Source organism: Pseudoalteromonas sp. S2893 (assembly GCF_005887105.1).
Lineage (GTDB): Bacteria > Pseudomonadota > Gammaproteobacteria > Enterobacterales > Alteromonadaceae > Pseudoalteromonas > Pseudoalteromonas atlantica.
The window spans coordinates 25323-42088 of sequence record NZ_PNCY01000018.1 but is presented as its reverse complement, the minus strand read 5'-3'; the positions used below and the strand labels follow the sequence as shown (position 1 = coordinate 42088).

The following is a 16766-nucleotide window of genomic DNA, read 5'->3' as shown; positions in this document are numbered from 1 at the left end:
TTGCTTTGTGCTCTTGCATCACTCATTAGCCTTAATGCGATACTTTAATTCGCTCTATTAAATCGGTATTAGCAACCTCACTGTTTATGGCAAAATCGAGCTGTACAAGTACATCATTAAAGCCTGACTCAGAGATTTTATACTCCCACTTTGCCAGCGCTTCTTTAGCTGATTTATCAAAAACGTCTGACGGCTTAGATTGAATGACACTAATGTTTTTTGTTCTGCCATTGGCGGCTATATCGTACTTTAATACAACCGAGCCGCTAATGCCTTGCTTAGCGGCTTGGGCTGGGTAGACAGGTTCAATGCGTATTGTTGGTGAAATATGCTCCTCTTTCGTTATTTCAGTTTGGGGCTGTTTTGCAATGGCTAAACCGCTAAGCATGCTTGTTGCTATTAGCAGTAAGCCACCTTTGGCAAGGCGAGAGTGATTGCCACTGTGCTTTATATTGGTAAGTCGTTGTAACATGGTTTTTTTATCTCCGTAGTGTGAATAAGCCATTAGGCCTGCGGGCGTTGCTGCCGCGCAGTTAACTAAGGCTTTGCTGTATAAAATGTGTTGGTGTGTGGTTTTATTGGCAAGTACCTGCTGATCACAAGTTAGTTCCTGCAAGCGTCTAAAGCTTGCGTAAGCCATCCACGCGAGCGGGTTAAACCACATTAAAATAGTAGACAGTAACAGCAGGGCATTTATTAGGTTATCTTTGCGTTTTATGTGCACAGCCTCATGCTCTAAAATAAGTGCCAAAGTGGCTTTATCAAACTGGGTTTTGTAATTACTAGGCAGTATGAGCTTACTTTGCAAAATACCTACCACCATTGGCGATGCAATATGGTTACTGGTATAGGTTTTAATGTGTGAGGTTAGAGTGTGTTCGCTATTAATTAAATAATTGAGCTGCAGGTTTTTTATAAAGCGAATATGCACAACAAACGCTACGCTAAACAGCACTAGGCTAACCACTACATAAAGCACGGCCCAATTTAGGCCTAAGTTATTAATAAGGGGCTGGTTAGGCGTTATTAAATAATGGCTAATGGCGCTATTTTGCAGTGGCTTAATGTTACTTGGTAAGTTGGCAACCAGTAACGATACGGGGATTAGGCATACTAATTTATACACAAAGCCTGGGCCAAGCAGCCTTAAACTAAAACGCTCACATATAATAAACCCGCCAAGCATTATGCTGAGTAATAATTGCTGCTCTAGTAACCAGTTAAACAGGGTTTGAATATCCATAGCCACTCCTTACTTTTGGTTTTTTTCCCAGTCATCAATGACCTTTTTTAACTCGTTTATATCTTGTTGCGAAAGCTGCTCTGATTTAGCAAACCCGCTTACCAGCGGCGCTATGCGGCCACTAAAAAAGCGCTCAATAAAGTTTTTGCTTTCTTTTAATGTGTAGTCGGCGCGCTCCATACAAGGAGTATAAATATATTGGCGGCCGTCTTTTTCAAAGGTCAGTGCGCCTTTTTTAACTAATCGACCCAGTAGGGTTTTAATGGTTTTTTCGTGCCATTGTTTATCATCGCTTAAGCGCTCAATAATTTGGCTGGCGGTTGCTGGGTAATTAATCCAAAGCGCATCAAGCACGTCGAATTCTGCTTTTGATAACTCAATCATTTTATTGCCTACAAATGTAATCTTTAAGTTAAGACTACACCTGTAATCTATTTTTGCAAGGTTATTTTTTAACTTTTTATGATGTAATTAAGCGACTTGGTATTAGGTTTTTGAAATATCTGTTTTATTAATTTGTATATAGTGGTTTTCAGGGAGGTTTAGTTTTGAAAGAGCGAGTTCGCTAAATTGCACTCTAAATAAATCAATTACTTTAAAGCCGCAGTAATGCGCCATTTTGCGTATTTGTCTGTTAAGCCCTTGCTTTAAAATAATACTAAACTGGTTGTCAGCTATTTTTGTTACTTCACACGGTAAGGTTACTTGTTTATCTACGGGGATTCCTGCGGCCATTTTTTCGCAAAACGCATTATTAATAGGTTTATCTACCGTGACTAAATAACGTTTCGGCTGGTGGAAGTCAGGGTGAATAAGTTGATTACAAAAATCTCCGTCGTTGGTCAAAATAAGCAAGCCGCGAGAGTCTTTATCTAATCGGCCAATGGGGTAAACCCGAGTGAGGGTAGGTAAATGGTGAATAAGACTGGCGGGGTCACTTTCATTTAATTTGCAGTCAATACCTACAGGCTTGTGGTACGCAAAATAAACTAAATCGGCAGCCCCTTTTACTGCTTGGCCATTAACTATTACGTCGTCTTGCTCATTAACGTGATCAATATGATTCGCTGGGCGATTATTTACAGTCACCACACCTTCATCAATTAAACGCGATGCCTGTTTTCGTGAGCACACACCAGCGTGAGCAATGTATTTAGCGAGTCGAATTTTATTGCTCATAAGCTTAAAAGGCAGTGATGTAATAATTTGATCGCGATTATAGCAAAGGTGCGTATCTATAAAGTTACTTTTTATTAAAAGGCGATTGTTATGGGTATGAAACTTTCTGAGTTAAAAAGGCACGAACCATTACAAAAAGTGGTCGCGCACTCCCTTGAAATGGCGCTCTATCAGGTGTCTGTCATTATAAATAACGTAGAGTATTACGTTACTGAAGAAAATGGCGAGTTTGTTAAAGCGCTCAGCCCGCTGCATATTCAAAAACGTTTTGAAAAAATAGCCTACGCCGAAATGGTACTGCGCCATACTAGCGCTTACGATGAAATGTGCGGCCAACCCGAAAAAATAAGCAGCAATTTGCTAGAAGTACCTTATGGAAAAAATAACCTTTTTTAATTAAGTTTGTTTGCTAGTATCTGCTTCTTTAAGGGCGGTACATGTATCAATTAAAAGCAGATAATACCGATGCGTTAAACTCAGCGCTTCGCACTAAAATAGTTGAATTTAACGCACAGCACTTTGATGCGCAAAGAGTGCCATTAGGCTATAAATTTGTTGATGAGCAAGGTGAGCTTGTTGCAGGTATTAGTGGGTGTGTGTTTGGAAATTGGCTGATGATTAACTGGCTTTGGTGTAGCGATACCGCGCGGGACAAGGGGTTAGCAGGCAAGCTTTTAAATGCGCTTGAGCTTGCTGCTATTGAGCGCGGCGCTAATACCGCACAGCTCGATACACTCGATTTTCAGGCCAAGCCTTTTTATGAAAAGCGCGGATACGTGGTTAAGTATCAGCTTAACAACTATCCGCGCTCTGGTACGCGTTACTTTATGGAAAAAACGCTTTAATTTAGTAGCTTAGTGTTATTTCTCTTGGAGTGGCTCACCATCAAAGCTCAGGCCTAAAAATGGAGTCGTTTCTGGCGCTAACATAAACGTGCGAATGTTCATGTGATCATCGCCTTTAGGGTTTTGTAGTACGTCTTCGCGGTAAAACTTACCAAAACAATCCAATGTATTTTGCTTGCTTAAATCGTTTAATTTAGCAAACGCAAAAATTTTACACGAGCCATTGTTCTCGCTTGCAGAGCTAAGTAAGCCGTGGTTATTAAATCCACACGCGGTAAAATCGTAATTAGCTTCTATTACCGCCATGGTATCGCTAAATTGTATGCTTTTAGGGTTGTCTGCAAGTTGCTGCAAAAAATCGTTTAATAACATGTTTGTCCTTTTCTAACAGAAGATTCAAAGAGAAAAATTAATAGTCGTTGCTTGTAAGCTCTGCACTTAAAAGCTTTCCGTCATAAATATAAAAATAACCATCCCAGTGTTGAGAAGTAAATTCTGCTGAGTCAAAGAACTCGTCGTAATCGCCTAACTTAGCAAGGCTTGCAACAGGGTCGTTGTATTTTACGCCTGATAAGTTCCACTGTGTACTTTGGTTAATATAGCCAGCTAATGCAGCGAGCTTAATTTTAGCGGTTGAAAAGGGCTCCACAAGCTTTAATTTAGAAATGTAGCCGTTGCCTTCATATATAAACTCATAACAAGGAGTAATGATTATATTGTCATGATTTTCATTAACTACTTTAAGCGTTTTACTATTTTTGTGTTTTTTTAAGTATTCATCGGCCAATATTGTGCCGTTATAGCATTGAGTGTTGCTCTTTATATGTTCAACTAATTCACCGTGCGATATACCAACAACTCTTTGCTCTGACTTGTTAATAGATACTTTATAAGATGCGGTTTCCACTTCATCAAAACTGTTTTTTAATTTATTAATTGCTGGTTGGGTTAAATCTGTATCTAAGAAAATAGCCTGATCTGTACCGGTGCTTATTTGTAATTTTTCATTTGCCAAAGAAAGCTCATTATTTATCACCATAGGTAGTAGCGTTTCATGGAACTGATAACCTATAAATACATTGTTTTTAAAGTGAAAAGCATGATTTCTTCCATATACAAGTATTGCGTTATTGTTATCGCTTAGCGATAAACTAGCAAGTCCGAGAGACGCTAATACCTGCTCATAGCTACTGCCAAATTGGAGTCCAAAAAAGTTAGTGGGGGTGATGAGGGGGTTGTTAAATTGAGTAAACTTAGGGGAATTGTTTATGTCTAAAGTGACATCAATTGCATTCCCCTCAATGGTATTTGAGAGGCTGTGCTTGTGCATTCCAGAAATAAATAGCTCGCTAGTCATAGCGACTTGTTGATTGCAGTTTTTTGAGGGGGTGAGCTTAATAAGGTAATGTAATTTTTTTTGGGCTCTGCTTATTGTAGGAGTTTCAGCAGCGTGGCTGCTATTTGTAGTAAAGCGTTCCTCTACATATAGTTGCTCATGCTGTTGATTGTACTGTTCGCTATACTTATTCAGCGCTTTTTGTCTAAGGTTTTGTCTTTTTCTTTGATGGTTATCTAAATCTCTCAGTGTAGCGCTAAGGCTTATTTCTATTTCGGGTGAAATAGCCTCACAACTTTTGTCTTTTACAAAATAATTTGTTGCCTGAGCAGTACATTGCCAAAAACAAAGTAGTGTAAATAGTAGAGTACGCATAAACTTCCTTTTATTATTTTTTGTTTATTTAGCACTCAACTCTAACTCATCTGTTTGTTGATTTATATTAAATTTAAATCTAGATAAAAAGTTCATTCCTAACAAACCTTGGCCGCGGGTGTTTTCAATACTGAGCACTTCAAAACCGTAAATAGTTTGCATCCCTACTTTAAACGACTCAATTTGGTAGCGTTTTACTCTAATTTGCCCATTCGCCGTGTTTACGGTTACATCGCCTAAATACAGTGGTCTGGGTGAAAGTTGGTTAAGCACGTCACTCGAAAGAGAAGTAATACTTGCGCCGGTATCTATCATTAGCTCTGTTTTAATTGAGCTATTTAGCTCGGTGCTAATTAAGTAATGTGCGCCGTAGGGGGTAAGTGCAATAAAGTCATCTTGGGATTGAGCTTTCTCTATCATTGCGTGTAAGGCAGTTACTTCGGCTTGTAGTGGGTGATTTGATGGCATGCGCTCAATAGTTGTTAAGGCGCTAATAAAGTCCTCTAGTTGATAATAAGCATGCGCGAGTGCGTATAAAAAATGGCTATTGTCGTTTTGATAGTCGAGCCAAATTTGAGTTTGTTCAATAATTGTTTGCCAATTTTGCTGCTCACTCAAACTATGCAGTTCGTTAGTCGTTAAATGCACAAGGCGCCTATCTACAGGGCCTTGTTGGTGCTTGTTTAATAATGGGGAGAGCTCAAATAGCGCAATAATTGCGTTTTGCCGTTGCCCGCTTTTTACTAGGTAATCAACGTGTAAAGTGAGTAACTCGGTATTGTAAGGGTCTTTATTTAAAAGTGCATTTAACAATGACTGGCTAAGCAGTAGGTTTGTGTTTAGCCATTGCTTTAGTTGTGCTATCCACGAAGCGTATAAAGTATGTGCTTTTTTTGGAGCGCTTAGATTTAGTTGCTGATATGTATTTACAGCATCATCAAATTTGTGTTGTGTAAATTGCTGTTGAGCTTGGCTGAGCAGGTTACTTTTTGGCGCTTTGATGCTCTCGCCGCTGTGGATTTTTTGTGTGCCAACTACAGGCTTTTCTTGTGGCCACAATAAGTAAGCGTTTAGGCTAAGCGAGCCTATTAATAGCAAGGTAATTAGCTTGGTATAATGGCTCATTGCAACCTCTTCGTTCTATTTAGGCTATTTGATAAAGTGCGCTAAGGCATGAATATTCGCAATTTCAACATCGGCAAGGCCTTTGTAGTGATAAGCCGCGCCTTGGTCGTTTAACCAAACCGATTGGCAGCCTGCATTATTAGCGCCTTGTACGTCGGTATCTAGGCTATCGCCAATATGTAAAATTTCACTTTTAGCGACGTTTAAGTGCGCGGCGGCTTTATCAAACAGTGTACCGTGGGGTTTGGCTTTACCGTGCATACCAGCTTGCAATACTAGCGCAAATTTATCGCGTAAGTTAAAGCGCTCAATTTCAACATTGCCATTGGTTATTGCAATCAGCGTAAAGTGCTGGGCTAAGTTATCTAGCAGCTTTAGTACGTCGTCGGTTACCACTATTTTACTGCGCGCATCGGCAAAGGCGTTATAGGCAGCATCGGCATGATGCTCTACTTCTTGCTCATTTAAATCTAGCTTTGAAAGGGCTAAGCGTAGCGTATGTTGGCGCCATTTAGTTACATTATCAGCAAGCTCTGGTAACTGTAATACAGCCTCGTTGCGGCATTGTTGCCAGTATTTTGGGCCTTTTTGTAAGTAGCTGGGTAGCGCGTTTAAATAATCTTGCTGGGCTTTAACCGCGGCTTTTATTATAGGGTGGTTGTTATACAGGGTGTCGTCTAAATCAAAGCTAATAACTGAAAAAGGGCGAGGAGCACGATTAAATCGGATCATAATTACATTCCTAATCGGTTTGTTTTTTAGCGCGCGGATGAGTGTTGTCGTACACCTTTGCTAAATGCTGAAAATCTAAATGCGTATATACTTGCGTAGCCGATAAACTACTGTGCCCTAATAACTCTTGCACAGCGCGTAAATCGCCAGATGATTCTAAAATATGAGAGGCAAACGAGTGGCGAAGTTTATGCGGGTGCACTTGTGAGCTAATGCCTTGTTTTATTCCCCACTCTTGCATGCGTAAGCGAACTTGGCGAACCGAAATACGATTTTTCTTACTGCTTAAAAACACCGCCATTTCGTCAGGCTTTGCAAATTGCCCCCGTATGTTGAGCCAATTTTTTAACGCTGTGAGCGCTTTGCGACCCACGGGAATGAGGCGCTCTTTGTTACCTTTACCTTTGACTAATATTTCGCCGCTTGCAGCGTTTATATCGCGTAAGTTGGTGCCAACTAACTCGCTAATGCGCAACCCAGATGAATACATAAGCTCCATCATAGCTTTGTCTCGTATGGCTAATGGGTCGTCATCGTTAATCTCTAGTAGGCTTGCCATCTGATCTACATCGAGATTTTTAGGTAAAGGCTTAGAAAATTTAGGCCCTTTAATGCCTTGTGCTGGGTTATGATAATGCGCGTGCTGAGCAATGTTTTTGGCTTTTAAAAATTTATACAAACTACGAATGCAGCTTAATTTTAAACTAATGGTGCGCCCACTTAATTGCTTTGAACGAAGCGCCATGCTGTAGCGGCGAATATGCTCGCCTTGTACGCCAAACCAGTCATCACATAATTTACTAAAATACAGGGCGGCAAAGTTTAGTTGGCTAACATACTGATTTACAGTGTGCTCTGAGTACTGTCTTTCGTACTTTAAATAGTCACTAAATAAATGAATGGGTGTACGCCAATGCTCACTTAATTGCTCAGTGTTAGGCGTTTCGTCGCTCATGCCAATTCCAACAGCCTAAGTTGCAATGCATGAACAAAATCAAGCACGAATAGGTTATCTTGTGCGGGTTCAAAATGGTTTTCATCATGGCTGCCAAAGGCCAATATAGCGACGGGTTTTTCAGCGCAACCAATAAGATAAATAGCAGAAGATTGCGTGTTTTCGCAAAATAATAGCTCACGCTCTTGCTGATTAACGCGTCCTAGGTAGTGCCCAAATTGGCTAAGGCGGTGCTCAATAAGCCCATCTAAAGTGTTGTTGTATTTAACCAACCTACACTCGCTAATGTGTGGGCTGGTACAAATAATATTGCGCAAATTTGCGGCAAGCGTATTAAAGTCGTAGTTTGTCCACAGTTGGCGATGGCATTGGCTAAACAAGCGATACACTAGCTCATTTTGCGTAGCGTGTTCGCTCATACTGTGTATTTGATTTTTTAACTGAGTATTGTGCTCGCGCAATTGGCGCTGTTGTATATGCACAAGCGAGGTGGCGCCTTGCGTTTTGTGGTGTAACTCAAGTTGTGCAAGTAGCTCTGGCTGCTCTATTAAAAAATCAGGGTGGCGCGCCAAATACTCAGCGACTTGCTCTTTTGTTAGCTCGCTCATAAGGCAACTTGCCCATCAAATACATGCTCGGCTGGGCCAGTCATGCGGACAGGGTGACCTTCGCCGCTCCAACGTACTTGTAAAGTGCCGCCGGGTAAATCAACTTGTACCGTGGTGTTAAGTTTGCTTTGAATGTGGCCAATTACCATTGCTGCGCAGGCACCCGTGCCACACGCTAGGGTTTCACTAACGCCGCGCTCCCACACCCTAAGTTTAATATGATCTTGCGAGACCACCTGCATAAAGCCAATATTGGCACGATTTGGAAAACGTTCGTGGTTTTCAAGCAGCGGGCCAAGCACCTCAACTTGGGCGGTAGCTATATCGTCAACTTCTAACACGCAATGCGGATTACCCATAGACACAGCGCCACTAAATACAGTGTGCTCTTGAGCTCTTATTATATAAGTAAGTTCTCGCTTGCTGGCTTTAAGCGGGATTTTAGCAGGCTCAAAATTAGGATGACCCATGTTTACCGTCACTTGGCCGTCTTTTTCTATGTATAGCGTGAGGTTGCCCGACTTAGTCGAGACACTAATTTTGTGCTTGTTAGTTAAGCCTTTCATGCGCACAAAGCGGGCAAAACAGCGTGCGCCATTTCCGCATTGTTCTACTTCATTGCCATCGGCATTAAATATACGGTAATGGAAGTCGAGATCAGGGGAGTAAGGGGCTTCAACCATAAGTAATTGGTCAAAGCCAATACCAAAGTGGCGATCAGCCAGTTTTTTGATTTGATCGCGAGACAAAAATACATTTTGTGTAATGTTATCAATTACAACAAAGTCGTTGCCTAAGCCGTGCATTTTGGAAAAATTAACTAACATAGCGCTCTAATTCGGGTTTGCTCTGCGCTAATCATGCCACAGAGCAGCGCCTTAACAAAAACGTTTATGGTAAAATTTTCTCACCTTGATAAAGGCTCTCGATGGTTTCGCGTTGGCGAATAAGGTGGTGTTGCTCACCATCTACCATTATTTCGGCCACGCGTGGGCGAGAGTTGTAGTTTGAACTCATTGTAAAACCATAGGCACCAGCACTTCGCTGCGCCAATAAGTCGCCTTGTTTAAGGGCTAGTTGGCGGTCTTTTCCTAAAAAGTCGCCGGTTTCGCACACTGGGCCCACAATATCAAAGTTGTGTGTTGGAGTGTCGTCATCGCGCACCGATACAGGAATGATTTTTTGCCATGCCTGATAAAGCGAAGGGCGAAGCATGTCGTTCATACCCGCATCGACAATGGCAAAAAATTTATCCTGGTTTTGCTTAATAAATTCAACCTGCGTTACTAAAATTCCAGCATTAGCGGCTATAGCGCGCCCTGGCTCAAAAATAAGTTCAAGGTGTTTGTAATTGGCTAAGCGCTCGGTAACCTGCGCAGCATATTCACTTGGGTGGGGTGGCTGTTCATCATTATAAGGAACGCCTAACCCGCCGCCAATATCTAAATGAGTAAGCTCAATACCATTTGCTTTAAGCTCATCTATTAATGCCATTAGCTTATCAAGCGCTTCTAAAAAAGGTTTAACCTCAGTTAATTGCGAGCCTATGTGGCAATCTACGCCTGTTACTTTTAGACCTGGTAAAGACGCCGCATGCTGATAAACGCTCACAGCCGTTTGAATATCGATACCAAACTTGTTTTCTTTTAAACCGGTAGAAATATACGGGTGTGTTTTGGCATCTATATCAGGGTTTACACGAATAGAAATAGGGGCTTCTAAATTTAACTCGCACGCTACCTCAGAAATACGCTCAAGCTCTGAGACCGACTCAACGTTAAAACATTTAATACCTAACTTTAGTGCATAAGCAATTTCGTCGGCGGTTTTAGCCACACCTGAAAACACTACTTTACTGGCATCACCGCCGGCTTTTATTACACGCGCCAGCTCACCTTTAGACACTATGTCAAACCCTGAGCCTAAACGCGCTAATATATTTAATACTGCAATATTAGAATTAGCTTTAACTGCGTAGCACACCAAGCTTTTATGATTTTTAGTGGCATTTGCAAAGGCTAAATAATGGCGCTCAAAAGTAGCACGCGAGTACACATAACACGGCGTACCATAGTGCTGAGCAATTGTGGCAATGCTGACATCTTCGGCAAATAATTGATTGTTTTGATAGTTAAAATAATCCATTTATTGCTCCTGCACTTGCTCGGTGTTGGTTTTTTTTACGGGCGTTGGCTGTGCCGTATTAGGGGGTGTGTTTTGCTCAGCCTGTTGCTCTGGTAAATACAAAGGCCCGCTTTGGCCGCAGCCAGCTAATGCACTTAGCAGTAAAGTACTTATATATAGTCGTTTTAATTGTAAGGTATGTGTCGCTTTCATTAGATTAATACGGTTGCTGGCTTTATAATCGCAGAGTAACAGAATATCTAAAAAATGCAGCTATTCGCGGATGATTTTATTCCTGTTACACTAGCTGTATATAAACCGTACCCAATATTAGGCAGCTCGCCTGCAAAGGAAAATTACAATGACTGAACACGAATATCACCAATTAGCCGAAGCTCTTATGTTCACAATTGAAGAGCAAGTTGATGATTGCGAAGCAGATTTAGACTACGAATCGGCAGAGGGTATTTTAGAAATAATTTTCCCTGATAAAAGTAAAATTGTAATTAACAAACAAGCGCCTTTGCATCAAGTGTGGGTTGCGACTAAATTTAATGGCCACCATTTTGAAATGCGTGACGGCCAGTGGATTGATAACCGCTCTGGCGCAGAGTTTTGGGAGTTTATGAACCAAGCGTCTACTCGCCAAGCTGGCCAAGAAATTAAGTGGCAATCAAGCTTATGAGTTTAGAGTTTGCACAATACCCAGCGCAAGGTGAGCACAAAGCCACTGTTATTTGGTTACATGGTTTAGGCGACTCGGGCGATGGCTTTGCTCCGGTTGCACCGCAACTTAACTTACCCAGTGAGCTTGGTATACGATTTATTTTTCCGCATGCGCCTATTCAACCGGTCACCATAAATGGTGGCATGGAAATGCGCTCGTGGTACGACATTAAATCTATAGAATTAGACAAACGTGCCGATGAACAAGGCGTGAGAGATTCAGCCGAAAAAGTGCAAGCCCTGATCAATCAAGAAATTGAAAATGGTATACCTGCCGATAGAATTATTTTGGCGGGCTTTTCGCAAGGGGGCGTGGTGTCTTTACATTTAGCGCCGCGATTTGAGCACAAACTTGCAGGTGTTATGGCGCTGTCTACTTATATGTGCGTGCCTGAAAAGCTAGCTCAAGAAGCAAAGCATACTGATTTAAATGTATTTATGGCTCATGGTAGCCAAGATAATGTAGTGCCGCATAGCGCGGGTAGAAGTGCGTTTGAAGTATTAACAGCACATAACATGGATGTAAGCTGGCAAGAATACCCTATGGCTCATCAGGTTTGCGCAGAAGAACTGCAAGCTATTCGCCAATGGTTAATTGCCCGTTTAAGCTAATTTGGAGCCGCTGAGGTCAATATGAGTCAAAAAATAGTTATTAAAGCAAATGTAAAACGCGAACCACAAAATAGTGTACCTAATGTAAGCTACGAGTGGCATTGGCGTCGTATTGCGAGTGTTTCTATGTTAGTAGCAATGACCTCGGCAGCGGTTGTATATGGCTTAACTAGCTCGGTAAATGCCGAGCAGGGCGAGCAATCTAATGAGCAATCGCCGTATTCACCTTTAAGCGACAACACAGCAGATAATGTTGAGCCCACGGTGAGTATAAATGACGAGCAAACGCGCCCAAATGAGCTTACAAATGATATAGCAGATGTTGCGCCAGCGGGGCTTGAGGATGAAAGCGTTAATAATATTTCGTTAGCGCAAAGCAATAATGAGCAAACGGATATAGAACCAATTGCTAACGTTCAAAGCAATCAAGTTTCTGTTATTGAGCAATCAGATACTGAACTCGCTGAGCCTATCGCTAATCAGCCGCTTACAAGCACGCAGTTAAGCGCATCACCCAATGAACAGTTCACAGATATTGAAAACGACGACGGCTCGCTAACTAGCAGTGAAGGTTTTTCATCTAATGCGCACATTGCCAGTGTTGCGTTAGGCGCACAAATTGATACAGGTAAAATTAGCCGTGCAGTGCTTACTCGCAAAGTAAGTAAGCGCGAGCCCACGAATGTATTTGCTGCAGATATCCGCTTAAATCAGTTTGAAGAGGCACTTTCGTTTTTTAGTGAGCTTAAAAACCTACAAGGCCAACAAGTAAAGCATGTATGGTCTTATGAGGGTGAAACTATGGCTGAGATTTCGCTTAATGTTACCTCGCCGCGCTACAGAACGTACTCAACCAAAAATATTATGAATACACAAACAGGCCATTGGCGTGTAGATGTTGTTGATGAGCAAGGTAATTTAATTGCTCAAAAAGAATTTAGAATTTTAGCTAATTAAGCTTGGCTATTAGCTGTAACTATTTGGATACCCCTATGACAGAAAAAACAAAGTTAGTACGCATTGCAACCCGTAAAAGTGCTTTAGCGCTTTGGCAGGCTGAATTTGTAAAAGCACAGCTTGAGCATTTTCATGCTGATGTACGCGTAGAATTAGTCCCTATGTCTACTCAAGGGGATATTATTTTAGATACACCGCTTGCTAAAATTGGTGGTAAAGGCTTGTTTGTTAAAGAGCTTGAGCAAGCAATGTTAGATGGCCGCGCGGATATTGCTGTGCATTCAATGAAAGATGTACCCGTAGAATTTCCAGAAGGCTTAGCACTGCACACAATTTGTGAGCGTGAAGACCCACGCGACGCGTTTGTATCAAATAACTTTGCCAATTTAAGCGAATTACCACAAGGCGCTGTAGTTGGTACTTCTAGCCTTCGCCGTCAGTGCCAAATTAGAGCTTTGCGCCCTGATTTAGTCATTAAAGACTTACGTGGTAATGTTAATACTCGTTTAGCTAAGCTAGATGATGGCCAGTACGATGCGATTATTTTAGCTGCAGCCGGATTGCTACGTTTAAAAATGGACGAGCGTATTGCTGATTATATTGAGCCAGAGGTATCTCTACCTGCTAACGGACAAGGTGCTGTCGGCATTGAATGTCGTATTGACGATGAAGTAACAAAAGCCTTACTGGCCCCGCTTGAGCATACCCAAACACGTATTCGTGTAAATGCAGAGCGTGCTATGAATCGTCATTTAGAAGGTGGCTGCCAAGTACCAATTGGTGCCTACGCATTAGTTGATGGCGAGCAAGTGCATTTACGTGGCCTCGTGGGCGCGGTAGATGGTAGTGAAATTTTACATGACGAAGTAACCGGTCATATAAATGATGCAGAAGCTATCGGTGTGCAGCTTGCTAAAAAATTATTAGCGCAAGGCGCCGACAAAATATTAGCAGAAGTATATAGAGACGCATAAATGACACATATCCTGATAACTCGGCCCGAAGGAAAAGGCGCAGCCCTTGCTCAGCAACTTGAGCAAGCGGGTTATCAGGCGTCATTATTTCCTGTTTTAAAAATATCCTACCTTACGCCTTCTTCTACCGAGCTAAGCCCGTTAATTAATGCCGATAAAATTATTTTTATCTCTCAAGATGCCGTTACTGCCCTTGCGCAATTAAAGCCAACAATAAATACCAAAGCGCAATTTTACGCAGTAGGGCAGCAAACTGCAGATACTATTTATGCGTTATTTGGCGTGCGCGCAGCAGTGCCTAAGCTACATGATTCTGAAGGGTTATTGGCGCTAAACTCGTTAGCTGAGGTTGATGGTAGCAATATTGTATTAGTAAAAGGCCAAGCGGGGCGCCCTGATATTGCCAAAACCTTAAAGGCGCGTGGGGCATTTTTAAATAACTGTGTGGTATACAAGCGCGAGCCAATAAGCGCTGAAAAAACCAACTGGACAGACCACTGGCAAAGCCTGAAAGTACAAGGTATAGTCATAACCAGTAATGCAGCAGTTGATGCAATATTTAATAACCTGACTGAACAACAGTTACAGTGGTTACAACAGTGCCGATTTTATGTTGCTAGCGAGCGTATAGCCGCTTATTTACAACAGCAACAGGTAAGCTCGGCTAATATACACATTGCCGCAGGGGCAAGCGATACCGCTATGTTTTCCTGCATAAAACAGCAAGGTAGCAAGATGAGCGAACAGTCAAAGCCAGTAACGGCAGATAACACACCAACCACTAAGGCAGCGGCCTCTGCACAAAAAAAAGAGGCAGCTAAAGCACACAGTAAACCACATAACGATAAGCAAAAAATAAGTAAATTAGCGGTATTAGCGCTGATCATTTCGCTTATTGTTGCCTGTGGTGTGGGGTATGAGTTTTACCAAAAACTCAATGCAGGTAAAGCCCAAAATGTAGCTGTTAATGAACTAAAAGAAGAAAACGCGTTATTGTCACAAGAGTTACAGGCGCTCAAGTCGGCGCAATCTAATCTTCAGCAAGCATTGTTCAATAGTGAGCAAAAAGTGGCAGCTGCGCTTAATGAAAGTGCAGAGAGTAACCAGCAACAATTAAAAGCAGCATTGCAACAAGCTCAGCAGCAAGGCGCTTCACTAAACCCGCAAGAAGTAACCAGCTTACAACGTATGGCTGAGTTTAAACTGTGGGCTGAAAAAGATTACCAAGGTGCCAGCGCTGTACTTAAACGTCTAGATGCCTTATTGAGTGAACACCCAGGTACTGTTGCAGTTCGCCAAGCAATAACACAAGACATTCAAACACTAGATAGCTTAAAACCTATCCCAACAGAAGCCATTTACTTAAAGCTTAATAGCGTGTTATCAAACATAGATAACCTTGCATTTAATGCCGTTAACATACCGCAAGAAGCAACAGAAATTGAAAAAAACGCCTTGAGTGAAGATGTAAGCGATTGGCAGCAAAACCTAAGTAATAGCTGGAATAAGCTAGTTGATAGCTTTATTACTATTCGCCAGCACGAAGGGGTTGCTATAGAGCCACTGCTAACCGATCAGGAGCGCCACTTAATTAATCAACGTATTAAATTAAATGTGACGCAAGCTCAAGATGCATTAATGAGCAAACAAGCGAGCATTTATTTTAGTGCCATAAGTGAGGCAAAGCGTCTTGTTAATGAGTACTTTAAGCAAGATGACGAGGCGACAAAAGTGGTTATAAACGCACTAACTAGCCTAGAAAAAGAGCCATTAAACTTTAACCCTGAAGTAAACCTACAAAGTACGCAGCAGGTTAAGGAGTGGGCGCAATGATAGGGCTTATAGTATTAATTGTTGCGATTGTTTTAGTATTAGCGATTACGCCATTTGTACTGGATGAAAAAGGCTATGTGCTGATCTCGTTTAACAACACCACGATTGAAGGCACGATTGTATCGTTTTGTATTATGGCGGTAATTAGTGCAACCATTTTGTTTTTAACTTACAAATTAGTGCGCTATTTATTGTCGATTTATCATAATACTAAACATGGGTTTTTTGCGCGTAGCGAAGAGCGAAAGCAAGCAGCTATAGAGCAAGCCTTATGGAGTGCGATAAACGATGATTACGAGCTTGTAGAGCAAACGTTATCAGGTAATAGTGTACCCAGTAAGTTTGAAGATATACGCTTAGCGCTATTAGCAAAAGCAGCGCTTGCTAATAACCAAACCGACAAAGCACTAGAGCGTTTATTTGAAATTAGCCCAGAGCAGCAACTTAACGTTGCTAAACTTTGGATAGCCAGTGGCGATAGTAGTGCAATAGAATCACAAATGCGTGCTAACAGCGATTCAAAAAAAGCGACACCACTTGAGCTTAAGCTATACGCCGAAATACTTGTACAGCAACAGCACTTTAGTGCACTTGAAGACTTTTTACCGCGTTTACTTCGCAAAAAAGTCCTCAACGATGCGCAGTGGACACAGCTGTTTAATGCCTATTTTAATGCACAAGCTAGCGATAAAATCACTGAAAAATATAAACAACTTCCTAAAAAGCTACAAGCTCATGCTAATACAGCTTACTTAATGCAAATGGCTAAAGTGGGCCAGTTAAGTACGATTGAAAGTGACTTAATTAAAATGGTGAAGCACGACGAGCAACATGCTCAGCTGGCTAATATATTAAGTAACGCCACCTCGGCAGAGGCTGTAAAGCTTCAAAGTAGTATTCAAGAGCGCCTGAAAAAAGATGATGCAAACAACGCATTATTACTCTCGCTTGCGTGTTTAGCTAATGCTCAAGGCGATTATGAGTTAGCCGCAAAGGTTTTTGATAAAGCCTTGAATATCGAAAACAAAAAGCAATTTGCTCAGCAAGCAGCGCTTAGCTATAAAAATACCGCACAAGCCGATAAAGCACTCGTTTTGTATCAATAAAGGCTACACTTATACTTTTGCAGCTTTGATATTCGG

General features: G+C 41.6%; 20 protein-coding genes. 8 read left to right on the top strand and 12 right to left on the bottom strand.

The genetic code is table 11. The annotated features are described in order from the left end of the window. Positions 1-31 precede the first annotated feature (31 nt). The 3 genes from CWC04_RS11410 to CWC04_RS11400 all read right to left on the bottom strand — a co-directional run bounded on the left by CWC04_RS11410 (position 32) and on the right by CWC04_RS11400 (position 2422). A complete protein-coding gene (locus tag CWC04_RS11410) occupies positions 32-1243 on the bottom strand; it encodes a M56 family metallopeptidase (RefSeq protein ID WP_138685482.1) in 1212 nt (403 codons plus the stop codon). Positions 1244-1252: 9 nt separating this feature from the next. Further along, positions 1253-1627, bottom strand: coding sequence for a BlaI/MecI/CopY family transcriptional regulator (locus tag CWC04_RS11405; protein WP_004588989.1), 375 nt, complete (start codon positions 1625-1627; stop codon positions 1253-1255). Positions 1628-1729: 102 nt separating this feature from the next. After that, the gene (locus tag CWC04_RS11400; protein WP_138685481.1) at positions 1730-2422 is read right to left on the bottom strand and encodes a pseudouridine synthase; all 693 of its coding nucleotides are present in this window, start codon (positions 2420-2422) and stop codon (positions 1730-1732) included. A 90-nt stretch (positions 2423-2512) separates the two neighbouring features. Here CWC04_RS11400 and CWC04_RS11395 point away from each other — a divergent pair, with 90 nt between their 5' ends. Beyond that, the gene (locus CWC04_RS11395; protein ID WP_138685480.1) at positions 2513-2818 is read left to right on the top strand and encodes a DUF6482 family protein; all 306 of its coding nucleotides are present in this window, start codon (positions 2513-2515) and stop codon (positions 2816-2818) included. 41 nt (positions 2819-2859) lie between these two features. Then, a complete protein-coding gene (locus tag CWC04_RS11390; protein ID WP_138685479.1) occupies positions 2860-3267 on the top strand; it encodes a GNAT family N-acetyltransferase in 408 nt (135 codons plus the stop codon). Between the two features lie 15 nt (positions 3268-3282). Here the strand turns inward: CWC04_RS11390 and CWC04_RS11385 are convergent, their stop codons facing one another. From CWC04_RS11385 to lptM, 9 genes are all read right to left on the bottom strand, one after another. Continuing rightward, on the bottom strand, positions 3283-3639 hold the full coding sequence (locus CWC04_RS11385) for a HopJ type III effector protein (protein WP_138685478.1): 357 nt from the start codon (positions 3637-3639) through the stop codon (positions 3283-3285). 37 nt (positions 3640-3676) lie between these two features. After that, entirely contained in the window at positions 3677-4978 is a 1302-nt protein-coding gene (locus tag CWC04_RS11380) for a hypothetical protein (RefSeq protein ID WP_126005463.1), read from the bottom strand. Positions 4979-5002: 24 nt separating this feature from the next. Then, positions 5003-6103 (bottom strand): retroviral-like aspartic protease family protein, encoded by a 1101-nt coding sequence (locus tag CWC04_RS11375; RefSeq protein ID WP_138685477.1) that lies wholly within the window; start codon positions 6101-6103, stop codon positions 5003-5005. Positions 6104-6127: 24 nt separating this feature from the next. Next, entirely contained in the window at positions 6128-6835 is a 708-nt protein-coding gene (locus CWC04_RS11370; RefSeq protein WP_138685476.1) for an HAD-IA family hydrolase, read from the bottom strand. Positions 6836-6845: 10 nt separating this feature from the next. Then, positions 6846-7790 carry a tyrosine recombinase XerC gene (locus tag CWC04_RS11365; RefSeq protein ID WP_004588982.1) on the bottom strand — a complete coding sequence of 315 codons (945 nt, stop codon included), beginning with the start codon at positions 7788-7790 and terminating at the stop codon, positions 6846-6848. Beyond that, complete coding sequence (locus tag CWC04_RS11360) at positions 7787-8398, bottom strand: DUF484 family protein (protein WP_024032071.1); 612 nt, start codon at positions 8396-8398, stop codon at positions 7787-7789. Before CWC04_RS11360 ends, CWC04_RS11365 begins: the two co-directional genes overlap by 4 nt. Further along, the gene (gene dapF / locus CWC04_RS11355) at positions 8395-9225 is read right to left on the bottom strand and encodes a diaminopimelate epimerase (RefSeq protein ID WP_004588980.1); all 831 of its coding nucleotides are present in this window, start codon (positions 9223-9225) and stop codon (positions 8395-8397) included. Before dapF ends, CWC04_RS11360 begins: the two co-directional genes overlap by 4 nt. A 64-nt stretch (positions 9226-9289) precedes the next feature. Then, a complete protein-coding gene (lysA, locus tag CWC04_RS11350) occupies positions 9290-10543 on the bottom strand; it encodes a diaminopimelate decarboxylase (RefSeq protein ID WP_138685475.1) in 1254 nt (417 codons plus the stop codon). Continuing rightward, positions 10544-10735, bottom strand: a complete 192-nt coding sequence (lptM, locus tag CWC04_RS11345; RefSeq protein WP_004588978.1) for an LPS translocon maturation chaperone LptM — start codon at positions 10733-10735, stop codon at positions 10544-10546. A 148-nt stretch (positions 10736-10883) separates the two neighbouring features. Between lptM and cyaY the strand changes: the two genes are divergently transcribed. The 6 genes from cyaY to CWC04_RS11315 are packed head-to-tail and all read left to right on the top strand — an operon-like array spanning position 10884 to position 16730. Beyond that, positions 10884-11207 (top strand): iron donor protein CyaY, encoded by a 324-nt coding sequence (gene cyaY, locus CWC04_RS11340; protein WP_004588977.1) that lies wholly within the window; start codon positions 10884-10886, stop codon positions 11205-11207. Then, a complete protein-coding gene (locus tag CWC04_RS11335; RefSeq protein ID WP_138685474.1) occupies positions 11204-11860 on the top strand; it encodes an alpha/beta hydrolase in 657 nt (218 codons plus the stop codon). Before cyaY ends, CWC04_RS11335 begins: the two co-directional genes overlap by 4 nt. A gap of 21 nt (positions 11861-11881) precedes the next feature. After that, a complete protein-coding gene (locus CWC04_RS11330; protein ID WP_138685473.1) occupies positions 11882-12817 on the top strand; it encodes a DUF2914 domain-containing protein in 936 nt (311 codons plus the stop codon). A 35-nt stretch (positions 12818-12852) separates the two neighbouring features. Then, the gene (gene hemC / locus CWC04_RS11325) at positions 12853-13791 is read left to right on the top strand and encodes a hydroxymethylbilane synthase (RefSeq protein WP_029773745.1); all 939 of its coding nucleotides are present in this window, start codon (positions 12853-12855) and stop codon (positions 13789-13791) included. Then, positions 13792-15624, top strand: a complete 1833-nt coding sequence (locus tag CWC04_RS11320) for a uroporphyrinogen-III synthase (protein ID WP_138685472.1) — start codon at positions 13792-13794, stop codon at positions 15622-15624. After that, positions 15621-16730 carry a heme biosynthesis HemY N-terminal domain-containing protein gene (locus CWC04_RS11315; protein WP_126005475.1) on the top strand — a complete coding sequence of 370 codons (1110 nt, stop codon included), beginning with the start codon at positions 15621-15623 and terminating at the stop codon, positions 16728-16730. Before CWC04_RS11320 ends, CWC04_RS11315 begins: the two co-directional genes overlap by 4 nt. Positions 16731-16766: the final 36 nt, after the last annotated feature.

What these genes read in the sequence shown, in the direction of transcription:
- CWC04_RS11410 (WP_138685482.1), bottom strand. Translation starts at nt 1,243, where the DNA reads ATGGATATTCAAACCCTGTTTAACTGGTTACTAGAGCAGCAATTATTA.
- CWC04_RS11405 (WP_004588989.1), bottom strand. Translation starts at nt 1,627, where the DNA reads ATGATTGAGTTATCAAAAGCAGAATTCGACGTGCTTGATGCGCTTTGG.
- CWC04_RS11400 (WP_138685481.1), bottom strand. Translation starts at nt 2,422, where the DNA reads ATGAGCAATAAAATTCGACTCGCTAAATACATTGCTCACGCTGGTGTG.
- CWC04_RS11395 (WP_138685480.1), top strand. Translation starts at nt 2,513, where the DNA reads ATGGGTATGAAACTTTCTGAGTTAAAAAGGCACGAACCATTACAAAAA.
- CWC04_RS11390 (WP_138685479.1), top strand. Translation starts at nt 2,860, where the DNA reads ATGTATCAATTAAAAGCAGATAATACCGATGCGTTAAACTCAGCGCTT.
- CWC04_RS11385 (WP_138685478.1), bottom strand. Translation starts at nt 3,639, where the DNA reads ATGTTATTAAACGATTTTTTGCAGCAACTTGCAGACAACCCTAAAAGC.
- CWC04_RS11380 (WP_126005463.1), bottom strand. Translation starts at nt 4,978, where the DNA reads ATGCGTACTCTACTATTTACACTACTTTGTTTTTGGCAATGTACTGCT.
- CWC04_RS11375 (WP_138685477.1), bottom strand. Translation starts at nt 6,103, where the DNA reads ATGAGCCATTATACCAAGCTAATTACCTTGCTATTAATAGGCTCGCTT.
- CWC04_RS11370 (WP_138685476.1), bottom strand. Translation starts at nt 6,835, where the DNA reads ATGATCCGATTTAATCGTGCTCCTCGCCCTTTTTCAGTTATTAGCTTT.
- CWC04_RS11365 (WP_004588982.1), bottom strand. Translation starts at nt 7,790, where the DNA reads ATGAGCGACGAAACGCCTAACACTGAGCAATTAAGTGAGCATTGGCGT.
- CWC04_RS11360 (WP_024032071.1), bottom strand. Translation starts at nt 8,398, where the DNA reads ATGAGCGAGCTAACAAAAGAGCAAGTCGCTGAGTATTTGGCGCGCCAC.
- dapF (WP_004588980.1), bottom strand. Translation starts at nt 9,225, where the DNA reads ATGTTAGTTAATTTTTCCAAAATGCACGGCTTAGGCAACGACTTTGTT.
- lysA (WP_138685475.1), bottom strand. Translation starts at nt 10,543, where the DNA reads ATGGATTATTTTAACTATCAAAACAATCAATTATTTGCCGAAGATGTC.
- lptM (WP_004588978.1), bottom strand. Translation starts at nt 10,735, where the DNA reads ATGAAAGCGACACATACCTTACAATTAAAACGACTATATATAAGTACT.
- cyaY (WP_004588977.1), top strand. Translation starts at nt 10,884, where the DNA reads ATGACTGAACACGAATATCACCAATTAGCCGAAGCTCTTATGTTCACA.
- CWC04_RS11335 (WP_138685474.1), top strand. Translation starts at nt 11,204, where the DNA reads ATGAGTTTAGAGTTTGCACAATACCCAGCGCAAGGTGAGCACAAAGCC.
- CWC04_RS11330 (WP_138685473.1), top strand. Translation starts at nt 11,882, where the DNA reads ATGAGTCAAAAAATAGTTATTAAAGCAAATGTAAAACGCGAACCACAA.
- hemC (WP_029773745.1), top strand. Translation starts at nt 12,853, where the DNA reads ATGACAGAAAAAACAAAGTTAGTACGCATTGCAACCCGTAAAAGTGCT.
- CWC04_RS11320 (WP_138685472.1), top strand. Translation starts at nt 13,792, where the DNA reads ATGACACATATCCTGATAACTCGGCCCGAAGGAAAAGGCGCAGCCCTT.
- CWC04_RS11315 (WP_126005475.1), top strand. Translation starts at nt 15,621, where the DNA reads ATGATAGGGCTTATAGTATTAATTGTTGCGATTGTTTTAGTATTAGCG.